Raw genomic sequence first — 12,119 nt, forward strand, 5'->3', positions numbered from 1 at the left:
TTTACTCCCATTCTCATAATCACACATGAATTAACTTACTAAACCACAAACTAGATTACGCTCAGCTTTCACTGACTCTCGCGCCTCTTTTTCCATGTTATCAAAAACCTCAATGGCTAAAGTTGGCTTATGAATATAAAAACCTTGAATGAAGTCAATGCCTAACGCTTCTAAAGTTCTTAATTCTTCAATTGTTTCAACACGTTCCGCAACCACTTTGGTTTGACTCATTCCGGCCAACTCAACTAATGAGCTCACCATTTTTTTCTTAAATTCCGAACTGTTAATATTTTCTACGAGCGAACCATCTAATTTTATCGTATCAAAACAATCGCCGGATAATATTGAGTAAGACGAATAACCTGAACCAAAATCATCTAATGCGACAGTTATCTCATGGTTTTGTAGCCGCTCTATTATTTTTCGAAACTTTTCATCTGCACGATAAAAAACCAGTTCAGTCACTTCAACACATAAACGGGAACGGATATAAGGGGGGAGATTACATAAACGATCGATAATACTCGTATCGAAAATCGTTTTAACCGAAAAATTTAGAGAAATATGAACGGAAGAGTAGCACTCAAGTAAATCTATTGCGCTGGTCAGCATTCGAGAGTCTAGCTCCCTCTCAAGCCCATGAGAAGCGACAACATCGAGCAATTCACCAGCAGAAACGATTTTTTCACGCCCCTCTTCGTCCTCCATCTTTAAACGACACAGCAGTTCATAACTTGAAGCTACACCCTTTAGAGAATGAATTTTTTGAGCAAAGCAAAGCAACTTATCCGAGTTAAGCAGTTCAACCGCTTCTACTCTAAGATTCGGTAAACTATAGAGCATAACCCCGTCTTGTTGTTGCCAATCTTGGTAAGGTTCATTGTGGGACTTTGCTTTACGGCAACAGTATTCAGCCTTGTAAATACAATCTTCGACAGATTCATTAGGACCACTGCGGTAACGGCCAAAACTAAAGCTTAGAGCGTTTTCTGTTTCTTGTGTGAGCTTTTGTTCCAACAAATATTGTAGTAACTCTTCAGAAACTGACGTTTGGCAAATTAATACAAATTCATCGCCACCCACTCTATACGCCTGCCCTATGCCTTGTGCTGCAATTTTTTTGAAACGCATAGCCAAGTTTATTATCATTCGGTCACCCACATGGTGACCTTGACTATCATTGAGAAACTTCAATTGATTTGCATCGATATAATAATAACAACGAGAACATTCAATGACTTTTTTATACTCTATCGACTTTCGATTAAGCAGACCTGTCATAAAATCTCTGTCAGAATTAGATAATAACTTCTTATAGTCGCCTAGATTTATGACTCTTAACTCCCCAAGATCATAAACACACGCGAGCACAAAAGAAGCATGAGCTAAGTAGAATAATGCTTGTATTAGATAATAGTATTCAGGAATGAAGGAAATAGTCATTGATGATTCAAGAACAATCACAGACATAATAAAACAGGAAAGATAACTAATTATTATTTGAGCTTTATTATTAACTCCTTTTGATATCAAACAAAACGCAATAACAACAGCAGCAAGAATAGTACTAATTAAAAATTCAATAATTACATCAAAGTTTATATAAATTGAAAAAGATTGTAATAATATAAATGAAGAACAAATAATTAAATGCTTAGTATTTACTCGAACGCTACTTGCAAAGACAAGCATTAAATAAACGCAAACCAAGGATAGTGAATAAGAAACGAACCAATAATCGCTTCTAAAAAAACTTATGACATAAGTCCCCTTATCATCATAGCCATCCCATAAAAATCCAAACTTGTAAATATAGAACATAGAAAAAAACACTATATAACAAGTCATAAATAGTGTTTTAGAACGTTTTATCGGCCAAACATAATAAACATAGACTAAGGATATTGCGCTCGCCAATATAAATAGAGATAGAATTACGCCATATTTAATGACAAGTGATTGCTTTAGTTGGTGTTCTTTCGAAAATAACACGCTGGCATTGACAGTCTTACCTCTTGGAAACTTCACCAACACATAACGGTATTGAAAATTTTTTTTCAATTGTAACGAGCGATAGTACTCAAACAAAAACTCACCAACAACTTTACCGTCTTTATCAACAAAAAACAGCTCGCCAGACCGGGATGAAAGAGATTTCCAAACTAGGTGTTCATAGAATTGGTTGTCTGACGGTAGTGTAAGTTTAAGCCAACACGACTGATTAATTTCAGGGTTACAAGTAACAATTGGGCTCCATCCTTCTTCCTTATATAGGATGGCATCAACCGAAGAATCACTCACTACCATGCCATATTCGAAATCACTGATGCGTTTAAAATCTAATTCATCGGCGTGACTAGTGAATGTTATAAACACGGAAAAACATAGCATGCATAGCACTGTAAATGGCACTATAAAATCCTTATTAAATCAAATATCGCGTGGCAAAGGCCCCTGAAGTCCATATCCTTGCTAGTTTACCATGTTAATTATTTGTAATTTGTAAGGGAATGTAATAACGTCAATGTCTTACTACTGGTTTTAACGAATAACTATCTAATACCTTGCACCTCACTACTTAAACAATAAAACACCACGTATGTTCACATTCATACTCCATTCATTTTCATTGTATTAAACTGCCGATACTTGCTTCTTTTACTAAGGCCACTGCATGCAAAAACCAAGCGCTATACTCATCGGTATCGCTGTAGCTATAGGCTCGACACTAAGCTTCGCTCAAGATGACCACCATAACGGTCATGATCTTATTCAAGATGTCCATAAAGCGGGAACCCGTATCGAATTTGAAGAAGATCAAGACGAAGTCTATGAAGCTGTGCGAGAAGGCTACATTCGCCCTTTCTCAGAAATGTATGCTGCAGTTGAAAATGATCTTCATGGTCGAATCATTAAAGTAGAACTAGAAGAAGACGATGATATTTGGGTTTATGAGCTAAAAATAAACTTCCAAAACAATATCATCAAAGTCGAATACAACGCCGAGACGTTGGAGATGCTCATGATTAAAGGCCGCAACTTTAAAGATGCCATTAAGCACAACGAGCCATTAAGCACAATGAATGGTCATTCCAAGAATTAAGAAGAACAATTATGAAAATTTTAGTCGTTGAAGACGAACCTCGTTTGGGCCAACAAATTATTGAAACACTTGAGGGAGCAGACTGGGTTCCAGAGCTTTCTCAAGATGGTATCGACGCACTCTACCGCGCAACGTCAGAAGAGTGGGACGTGATTGTCCTCGATTTAGGTTTACCTAAGCTTGACGGCCTAACCGTATTAAAAGGCATTCGAGACGAAAACATCAACACACCTGTGATTATCTTAAGTGCTCGTGACACACTAACCCAACGTGTTGAGGGCTTAAACGCAGGTGCTGATGACTATCTAACTAAGCCATTTGAGATGGTCGAGCTGATTGCCCGTATTCGTGCTCAACTACGCCGAGCGTCAGGCAGTGCTGCCCCTGTTCTTCAAATTGGTGATTTAAGCCTAGATACACGCAGTTCGAAAGTTTTGTGGCAAGGTCAAGCTATTAGCCTCACTGCTCTTGAATATAAAGTGGTCGCGTACTTCATGCATAACCAAAACAAGGTTATCTCGCGTACTGAGTTGGTTGAGCACATCTATAAACAAGACTTCGACCGCGATTCAAACACCGTTGAGGTGTTCATTGGTCGTATTCGCAAAAAAATCGCACCAAAGATCATCAAAACCGTTCGTGGGCTTGGCTACCAACTGAATGCTGAATAGCCCCCCTATCTAATTACACTACAAGCAATCGTCAACGAAACTAAGTGTAATAGCCAATAAAATGGACAGCCTGTTCTGATCATCGAAATACAATCAGATAACGGTGGGCAAAGACAGGCAGTAAATGCATGAATCTAAAAAAAAGAACGCTTAAAAACATCAGTCTAAAAAGCCGCTTGCTCCTTGCTGCGGCTTTTTGGCTAGGTGCGATGATATTAGCGGCCGGCGTCGGTATCCCTAAACTGGTCAATGACTACCTTGTCGATGATATGAAACAACAACTTAGCTTAACCATGGACGAGTTAACCGCCAATATCGAAACCAACGACAGCGGTAACTTAATCATGGCAGAGCGTCTGTCTGATCCTAGGTTTAACCAACCTTACAGTGGTATTTATTGGCGCGCATCTACCCAAGATCAAATAATTAGATCTCGCTCTCTATGGGACAAAGACCTCACCATCAAACGCTCTCCGATTCATACTTCAATCAAAGGGCCTGAGAAAGAAAAGTTGATTTACATCGAGCAGTATATCTATCTGCCTGAATTGAACGACCCTGTCACGATCACCATAGGTATCGATGAAGACCCTCTGGAATCCACACTGACCGAGCTTACAGGTCAAGTCTGGTTGATTCTGATGCTGTTGTTTGTTGGCGTGCTTATGTTGATTGGCATTCAAGTCAGCTGGTCACTATTGCCACTCAGTAAGATGCAACGTGAACTGGTGATGCTAAGAAGCGGTGAGCAACAAGGGTTAAGCGATAACTACCCGAAAGAGGTTTCTCCATTAGTTTCTGACCTCAACGCCCTACTCTTCCACTATCAAGAGTTACTGGAACGAGCTCGTAACCACGCTGGAAACCTATCTCACGCTTTGAAAACACCGCTGTCGGTTTTGAAAAATGAGATAGAGCGACTTCCAGACGATGACAAAACATTGTTACAGCAACCCATTCATCAGATTCAGAACCAAATAGATTATCATCTTGGCCGTGCGCGCATGGCTGGTGCAATGAACATTCTATCGGTGAAATCTTCACCTTGTGAGCGTGTTGAAGCGATCTCAATGGCGTTTGATAAAGTGTATGCTGCCAACGAAGTCACCATGATTAACGAGCTAGATTCTGAGATTGAAGTGGCGGTAGAGAAAACCGACCTTGATGAAATGGTCGGCAACCTACTCGAGAACAGTTACAAATGGGCGAACAGCATTATCCGAGTCCATTCGAATGAACTCGACGATGGCAACATAGAATTGGTGATTGAAGATGATGGTCAAGGCATTCCGGAAGAGAAGCTTGAGCAAGTGACGAAACGTGGCGTTCGACTTGATGAAACCACACCGGGAACAGGATTGGGGCTTAACATCGTGAATGAAATGGCGCACAGCTACCGAGGCAGCCTAACGCTCAGCAAGAGCTCAATGGGCGGATTGAAAGCCTCTCTGGTGCTTAAACTAAGCAAAGGTTAAGTAAGCTAAACGCGCTAAGTAAACTAAGTAAACACGATAAGCCCTAGCACAACGCTAGGGCTTAACTTTATTCTGGTTTAACAAAGCGCTTCTTACCTCAATATGATTAGCTCATCGAGTGAAGCCCAATCATGTTGCCTTCCGTATCGCTCACTACACTGATAAAGCCATGCTCACCAATGTCCATTTTGGGTACTTGTAGCACGCCACCATTGGCCGCAGCCAAACTTGCTTCTGTGGCACAGTCTTCACAAGAAAAGTAAACCATGGTGCTGTTGCCTCCTGCTTTCACTCCGGACATCTTACACAAGGCACCAGTAGCGCCATAGCTCTCCATCTCGCAAGGAAATACCCACATCTCAACATCAATTTCGGTTTCATTGACCAACTTGTCCAATGTCACTTTAAATACTGACTCATAGAAAGTTTTTGCTCTTGCCATGTCATCGACATAAATTTCAAACCAACCAATCGGATTCATTTGCATAACGTTGTCCTTAGCTTTCACCACTTGCCCGCCCTTAATGAGCATAGTCAAAGTTCAATAATTTGTAGTCAAGGAGTGGTATGAGAGAGTTGGTTCGTATAGGTATCGTCCACTAGAAATTACAAAGCCTTGTTTGAAGGGAGTTCAAACAAGGCACAAGTTAGTCGCTCTTAACTATCTATTATATATCTCTTATATCTCTTATATCTCGCTCTGTACCTCGTTCACAGCGACATCTAGAGTTTGCAAATTATCATTATGAGTCGCGACTCCAATCATCAAGATATTCCCGTCGGTATAGTAGTCATGATCTTCATCGATCACTTCCACCTTTGCTAATGGGTACTTGTCTAGCTCAATATCAGGTAATGACATTCGTATCTGATGAGCGAGCCTATCTCGCTCTTCATCAACATTAGGGTCAATGTTATGCAGTATGGTCACAATGCCGGAGTAAGGGGTGACTTTAAGGCCATCATCATAACTAATTGCCCCCAGCCACTGAGGCTGATTGGTTTTGGTGTCAACACCTGCACGCCACCAGCGAATATGACTGCGCTTCATCAAATTACCAGGTAACTGAAACGCCATATCTTGTGGCTTGTCTCGCCAATACAAATCGGACACTGGTGGTGTTTTGTCTCTTAGCAATGCGAGATAACCTTCCCATTCAATCTCATTTCGAGAGAATGTTTGATTTTCTATCCAGCCTAATTGCTTCATTAAGTCTCTTGGGGTTGATCCAACATATATTACGTTGATCGCTTGTGCCGAGTAGAACGAAGATTTGCCGGGGAACGCTTTATAGGTCACCGAGTTCCAGTCTACTTTGTTTATTTGCGCCGTCGCTTGTTGATTCTGAAAATCATCCGCTTTCCAGAAAAAGTGTGCGTAGTTAGCAAATAATACCCACGCCAACAACAGCGCACTGGATTTAAGCACCAAGCGTCGCCACTTCATTCGATAACCAATAATGGTGAAAACCAATACCGCGAATACCCCGACGATCAAACTATTATGCTCAGAGATAAATATCTTAAGGCTATTAAGCCACGGAAAGTTTTCAACGCCGTGCGCCAGTAACATGCCCCAAGCGATGAACTGTCCACCACCGAGAGCCAAGCCGATAAACGCCAACACACTGAAATTGCGCCACGGTACACGATGTGAGCCAGCTATAAATGGCACAACCCAAGCGATAGGCCCTAGTAAGCGAGCAAAAAGAATGATGTATGTACCTTTGCGAGCAATTAGGTAACGACAGCGCGCAATTAATCTTTTGGTTTTAGGGCGACACCGAATGAGCTTGCGTTGCGCTTTAGCACCGTATTTATAGCCAATGAAATAGCTGAGTTGGTCACCAAGCAAACCACCAAGCATCACCAGAACCAAAGCCATCCATGCACCTGAATACAGTTGAAAGCCCGCTGCGATAAAGAAGGGCTCTCCCGGTACAAATAGGTTTGGGCCAATGAGAGCATCACCCAATGCCCCCAGAAATAGCCCTAGTCCATCAAACATAACAACCTCAATGCTTACTGTTCTTTATAATGACCAAACTTGTAGTTCATCTCGTTGTTACGCATTTCGCCTTTAAAGAAGCGTCTCACATTGGCCTTAAGGTAAGTTGAACCGGTCTTCACAACGCCATCTTGATCTAAGCGGCGCGGGTCAAAACCAAAAGTCATATTTAGGAATCTAAATCGCCATGTTTTACTCGCACGTTTTACGTAGTCACAGTCTTCACACAGGACGATCTCTTCATCGAAACCGCCGATTTCATCATGCGCTCGTTTAGTCGAGAAAATACAGGCGCCAATCGCTGTCGGGAAGAAGAACTGCGTAGTAAACAAACCAGCATTGAAGAGCCCATAACCAAACTTGTGTACAAGCGGCAAGCCTTTCGAACTCATATACACACCCGCGACTTCAAGCTTGTTCTCCTCTAGTTCATAAAGCGCTTTCGCAAGGAAGTTTCGAGGTAAGCTCACATCGGCATCCAAGAAAAGGATTCGGTTGTATTGCGCCAATGATGCACCGGTGTTTCTGCCAAGGCTCACACCACGATTTTCCATATGATGAACCGTTAACTTTGGCAACGCGCTTTCATAAGCTTGTGCCACCCCTCTTGTGTTGTCTTCACTGTTCGAGTCGACAACAATCACCTCAAACTCTTGGTGGGTTTGCACACTCAACTCTTCCATTAAGCGACTGATGCGTTTCTCTTCGTTTAGCGTAATTACGACAATGCTTACCGGTTCCATATTTTTACCTATTCATTCTGCTGTTTAATTAACACTAAGATTAACCAACCAAGCCTTAACCAAGTCTTAGGTAATCATTCATTTTCCATTCATTAACTTGATGATTTAGCAGCGCTATAAATAGATATTATTGGCAATGTAAAAGGCGATAAAATGGGGGGAATAAGAGTTAGTGAACGTTTTATCTCCAAACGAATCATATATCGAAGGAAATTCACTTTGAGATGGGCTTCTGACTTGCTCAGATTTGAATGTGATGTTAGTATCCGCGCTCGCTTAAGCATGAACTCGTTTATGCCTAAGCTTTACCACATACTCAAGGTCGCATTGAGGTGTGAAGTTAATTTTTACTAATTTGAGAGTAAAACTATGAAATTTGAAGCAGTAGTACGTACTGAACTAGGTAAAGGTGCGAGCCGCCGCCTACGTCACGCTGGTAAATTCCCAGCTGTAATCTACGGTGGCGAAGCAGCAGCTGTAGCTATCGAACTTGTTCACGCTGACGTGATCAACCAAATGGATAAGCCTGAATTCTACGAAACAATCACTCTAGTGATTGACGGCGCAGAAGTTAAGGTTAAGCCGCAAGACGTTCAACGTCACGCGTTCAAGCCTAAAGTTGAGCACATGGACTTCATCCGTATCTAATTCCCTACCAAGGAATAAGATTGGATTAATCCAGCCTTCTGCATAGAAAAGACAATCGATCTTACCAGTCGAGAATCTAGAAATTCGAAACCCCGATGCTACCAACATCGGGGTTTCACCGTTTTTGAGCCCTCAAAAACGCCTCAAATCTCGCGCAATACACTGAAAATAATCAACTTTCCTCTTCCCCACTTTATCCCAGTCTTGCTTAGGTGGATTAAGGGTGGACTTATACAGTAGTTTTTCTAACACAAAGACTAGACCGCTTTTTCGCTAGGCTCCGCACACTCACTTTTCAAAACATAACACTCAGCCTCCCTGGCCAAAAATCATGGATTCGATTCCGAATTAGCGAATAAAGAGGAGTAATATTAGGATGGTTGTAGCAGTTTACCTTGGAAGGTTATCGTGCATTTACAGGGTCAAGCGGCCTGAATACCCAACTTTCCTTAGGCTCTTCTTTCTAGAGCGTTCGTAATGTCTTTTTTGAGTTCCTCTGAAAGGCGTTCGAATTGTTTTGGTACAACCAAACCTTCCTCGCACATTTGCATGAGTTGGATAAATGCTCGGCTTCGAGAATGGCCATCAAAAATAAGCTTCATTTGCTTTTGAGATTCTTTGGAGTACTCGCACATAAAGTGAAACCTTTCCCCTACAGATTCTGATTCATCAGTAATCGCTTTGATGGCTTCATCTAGCTGACGAGTACAAAACAGTTGCGCAGCTTCACTCTTTATCTCGCAAAAGATTTTCCAATCAGACTCTTTGACATTCATACAGACCTCCACAAAGTGTTACTTCTTAGGGTAGAACATTACGGCGTTTAAAAGATGTGAACGACACGATTTGATCTGCTCCAGTCAGACTGGACACTTAGCTAAGCGACATGATGCTTATACTTCTTCTCACGCCAACACCATATTGCATAACTTAACGGGTTAGCACCTATCGAACCCCAAAAACCACTCATCAATACATCGGTAGTTTGCGCCCAGCCCCAAACACTTTCTGACATAAAAACGGTTCAATACTTCGACCGACCATCACTCCTAAGAGTGCGGGAAATGATGTACGGATAGTAAATCTAAGACTTCCTTTTTTCCTCTCTAGCTTCCATTTTGAAAACTCGATATCAGGATCTTTCACTATCGCCTCCATAAGATAATTTGCCTGAAGCGCATAATGCCTAATTGAGTCGCTGACAACACTACCTATACACTCAAACCTACGACCGAAATCACTGAAACTAATCCAAGTAGAAAATTACAAGCGTAACAGTCTGCTTAAATGCTTGCCATGGCGCAATTTGCAACACCTGTGGCGATTTACTACAATATAAATACAAACTAAATTAGGAGACATATTATGGCTACTGCAAGTGTACGTATTGACCAAGATCTTTTTGATAAGGCAGCGATAATGGCTAAAGCACTAAACCGCACTACACCAAAACAAATTGAGCACTGGGCTAAAATCGGGAAAATGATGGAAGACAACCCTGATCTACCTTATGAGTTCGTAAAGCAAGCAGTCATAGCAAAAGCTGAGAAGGAAGCAGGTAAATTAGAGGCTTACTCTTTTGACTAAGATTACCAACATTCTTCAGACACCTACTTTTAAGAAGGCGGTCAAGAAATTACACAAGAACCAAAAAACGGATCTAGATAATGCTATTCGAGCCCTTATGGAAGATCCGCATCTTGGTGAGCAGAAGAAAGGTGACCTGTTTTTCTTGAGAGTGCATAAATTTAAGATGGTTAAGCAATTAACATTGCTCGGTTATAGCTATGAAGATGGTACTGTAACTCTCGAACTAATAGCTCTCGGCTCGCACGAAAATTTTTATCGAGATATGAAGAAAATATATTGATTCAATGTGATCGAAAATATCCTTGCCCGTCTGAGCCATACTCGTTTGTTGAACGAAGCCGCTACGCGGCAGAGTAAAACAGCTACCATCCATACTCTTGTAACGCTATAACTCTCCTTATGAACAACACCTTACTAACCTTAAACTGCAAGGTAAACCACCTGCAACTATTGATGCCTATTCTCGTGTGGTTCGTCGAAAGGCATTTGATAATAAGGAGAATGGCATCAACCAAAATAGAGGAGGTGTAACGACGAAAGAAACGAAAAATAGCTAACTGGTTAATAAGATTGCTATCGCAACCTTATCTTGGCCTCGCTCGCCTTGAGGAAAAACCTAAAAGCGATGTGCCCTTCAAACTAAATTACACAATTTACTTAATAATGTGGCTTCGGGCTTGTTCAACACTTGGGATTTAGTGTTGGCTGCGCAACACCTTAATCCTTATTCGTTATATGCGTTCTAAAATTGATTAAAAACAGCTTCTATTTTGTTACCATCTAAATCCAGAACATAAGCTGCATAATAACCTTCACCATATTCAGGTCTTAGATTAGGCTTACCTGAACAAGTAGCTCCATTTTCAATTGCTACCTTATAGAAATTATCGACGGCTTCAGTATTTGGGGCATTAAAGGCGACATGAGAGCCATTACCATTAGTCGGACTATTTTCACAAGGACAACCAATCCAAAATTCAAAACTATTACCATAAGCTGCTGCAATTCCATCAATATAATGGGAGCGTTTTATTGAGAGAGTCTCAAATACCGCATCATAAAATGCTACTGCCGCTACTACGTCTTTTGTACCAATAGAAATATGATTAATGATCACGTCAATCTCCTTATTAATTTTAATCCTTTCAAGCATATCAACGCCTTGCTAAGGTGTGAGCAAAGCAATACGTTAGCCTCCGCATAATACCTTAAACACATAAACCAACGCATAGTAAAAATGCCACGCGTTGCGAATCACTCTTAAGCAACTTGTTATACCGCTTGGTTGAGGCTAAAATGACCAAAACAAAGACCACTTAAGAGACCTATTACATGACCACTAGAATTTTAGCCGATGTTGCTGCAAGCATTACTGAATTAAAAGCTAACCCTATGAAAGTTGCAACTAGTGCTTACGGTGAACCTGTTGCTGTACTGAACCGAAATGAGCCAGCATTTTATTGCGTACCAGCCGAAGCGTACGAAATGATGATGGACAGACTCGAAGATCTTGAACTACTAACTATTGCGAAAGAGCGTGAATCTGAAGAGAGCATTTCGGTAAATATTGATGACCTATAAACTCGACTTTAAAAAGAGCGCACTCAAAGAGTGGAAAAAGCTTGGCTCAACGCTTCAACAACAATTTAAGAAAAAGCTAATCGAGCGCTTAGATAACCCGCATGTTCCGGCTTCAAAACTCTCTGGAGCTGACAACATGTATAAGATTAAGCTTCGCCAATCGGGCTACCGTCTCGTCTACAACGTTGAAGACGATGTCATCATTGTAACCGTCTTAGCTGTCGGAAAACGCGAACGTAGCGATGCTTACCGTAAAGCTATGAAAAGGTTAGATGATTGATTGCGGTATAACGAATGACA

General features: G+C 41.2%; 13 protein-coding genes and 3 pseudogenes. 9 read left to right on the top strand and 7 right to left on the bottom strand.

The window, feature by feature from the left end; genetic code table 11:
- Positions 1–30: 30 nt before the first annotated feature.
- Positions 31–2,412: an EAL domain-containing protein gene (locus K08M4_RS08750; RefSeq protein ID WP_086049608.1), complete on the bottom strand. Its 2,382-nt coding sequence runs from the start codon at positions 2,410–2,412 to the stop codon at positions 31–33.
- 331 nt (positions 2,413–2,743) lie between these two features.
- On the opposite strand from K08M4_RS08750, the pseudogene K08M4_RS08755 reads away from it, so the two are divergent.
- The 3 genes and pseudogenes from K08M4_RS08755 to K08M4_RS08765 form a co-directional block, all read left to right on the top strand.
- Positions 2,744–3,103, top strand: a pseudogene (locus K08M4_RS08755) (PepSY domain-containing protein); the annotation flags it as partial.
- A gap of 11 nt (positions 3,104–3,114) precedes the next feature.
- Positions 3,115–3,774 carry a response regulator transcription factor gene (locus K08M4_RS08760; protein WP_086049609.1) on the top strand — a complete coding sequence of 220 codons (660 nt, stop codon included), beginning with the start codon at positions 3,115–3,117 and terminating at the stop codon, positions 3,772–3,774.
- 128 nt (positions 3,775–3,902) lie between these two features.
- A complete protein-coding gene (locus K08M4_RS08765) occupies positions 3,903–5,249 on the top strand; it encodes an ATP-binding protein (RefSeq protein WP_086049610.1) in 1,347 nt (448 codons plus the stop codon).
- 106 nt (positions 5,250–5,355) lie between these two features.
- On the opposite strand, the gene K08M4_RS08770 is transcribed toward K08M4_RS08765, so the two are convergent.
- The 3 genes from K08M4_RS08770 to K08M4_RS08780 form a co-directional block, all read right to left on the bottom strand.
- Positions 5,356–5,736: a VOC family protein gene (locus K08M4_RS08770; RefSeq protein WP_086050412.1), complete on the bottom strand. Its 381-nt coding sequence runs from the start codon at positions 5,734–5,736 to the stop codon at positions 5,356–5,358.
- 201 nt (positions 5,737–5,937) lie between these two features.
- Positions 5,938–7,257, bottom strand: coding sequence for an LssY C-terminal domain-containing protein (locus K08M4_RS08775; RefSeq protein WP_086049611.1), 1,320 nt, complete (start codon positions 7,255–7,257; stop codon positions 5,938–5,940).
- 14 nt (positions 7,258–7,271) lie between these two features.
- Positions 7,272–8,000 carry a glycosyltransferase family 2 protein gene (locus tag K08M4_RS08780; RefSeq protein ID WP_086049612.1) on the bottom strand — a complete coding sequence of 243 codons (729 nt, stop codon included), beginning with the start codon at positions 7,998–8,000 and terminating at the stop codon, positions 7,272–7,274.
- Between the two features lie 369 nt (positions 8,001–8,369).
- Between K08M4_RS08780 and rplY the strand changes: the two genes are divergently transcribed.
- Entirely contained in the window at positions 8,370–8,648 is a 279-nt protein-coding gene (gene rplY / locus K08M4_RS08785) for a 50S ribosomal protein L25 (protein WP_009847093.1), read from the top strand.
- Between the two features lie 449 nt (positions 8,649–9,097).
- Here the strand turns inward: rplY and K08M4_RS08790 are convergent, their stop codons facing one another.
- Both K08M4_RS08790 and K08M4_RS22475 read right to left on the bottom strand, forming a co-directional pair.
- A complete protein-coding gene (locus K08M4_RS08790; RefSeq protein WP_086049613.1) occupies positions 9,098–9,424 on the bottom strand; it encodes a hypothetical protein in 327 nt (108 codons plus the stop codon).
- Positions 9,425–9,525: 101 nt separating this feature from the next.
- Positions 9,526–9,806: pseudogene (locus K08M4_RS22475) on the bottom strand (hypothetical protein).
- A 207-nt stretch (positions 9,807–10,013) separates the two neighbouring features.
- Here K08M4_RS22475 and K08M4_RS08800 point away from each other — a divergent pair.
- From K08M4_RS08800 to K08M4_RS22300, 3 genes and pseudogenes are all read left to right on the top strand, one after another.
- The gene (locus tag K08M4_RS08800) at positions 10,014–10,235 is read left to right on the top strand and encodes a TA system antitoxin ParD family protein (protein ID WP_009847096.1); all 222 of its coding nucleotides are present in this window, start codon (positions 10,014–10,016) and stop codon (positions 10,233–10,235) included.
- The gene (locus K08M4_RS08805) at positions 10,228–10,518 is read left to right on the top strand and encodes a type II toxin-antitoxin system RelE/ParE family toxin (protein WP_009847097.1); all 291 of its coding nucleotides are present in this window, start codon (positions 10,228–10,230) and stop codon (positions 10,516–10,518) included. Before K08M4_RS08800 ends, K08M4_RS08805 begins: the two co-directional genes overlap by 8 nt.
- Positions 10,519–10,621: 103 nt before the next feature.
- Positions 10,622–10,717, top strand: a pseudogene (locus K08M4_RS22300) (integrase); the annotation flags it as partial.
- A 263-nt stretch (positions 10,718–10,980) separates the two neighbouring features.
- Here K08M4_RS22300 and K08M4_RS08815 read toward each other — a convergent pair.
- The gene (locus K08M4_RS08815) at positions 10,981–11,355 is read right to left on the bottom strand and encodes a VOC family protein (RefSeq protein ID WP_086050413.1); all 375 of its coding nucleotides are present in this window, start codon (positions 11,353–11,355) and stop codon (positions 10,981–10,983) included.
- A 215-nt stretch (positions 11,356–11,570) separates the two neighbouring features.
- Here K08M4_RS08815 and K08M4_RS08825 point away from each other — a divergent pair, with 215 nt between their 5' ends.
- Together K08M4_RS08825 and K08M4_RS08830 are read left to right on the top strand one after the other, a co-directional pair.
- Positions 11,571–11,819, top strand: a complete 249-nt coding sequence (locus K08M4_RS08825; protein ID WP_004730320.1) for a type II toxin-antitoxin system Phd/YefM family antitoxin — start codon at positions 11,571–11,573, stop codon at positions 11,817–11,819.
- Positions 11,809–12,099, top strand: coding sequence for a type II toxin-antitoxin system RelE family toxin (locus K08M4_RS08830; protein ID WP_086049614.1), 291 nt, complete (start codon positions 11,809–11,811; stop codon positions 12,097–12,099). Before K08M4_RS08825 ends, K08M4_RS08830 begins: the two co-directional genes overlap by 11 nt.
- Positions 12,100–12,119 lie beyond the last annotated feature (20 nt).

The sequence above is a fragment of the Vibrio syngnathi genome, assembly GCF_002119525.1.
GTDB lineage: Bacteria > Pseudomonadota > Gammaproteobacteria > Enterobacterales > Vibrionaceae > Vibrio > Vibrio syngnathi.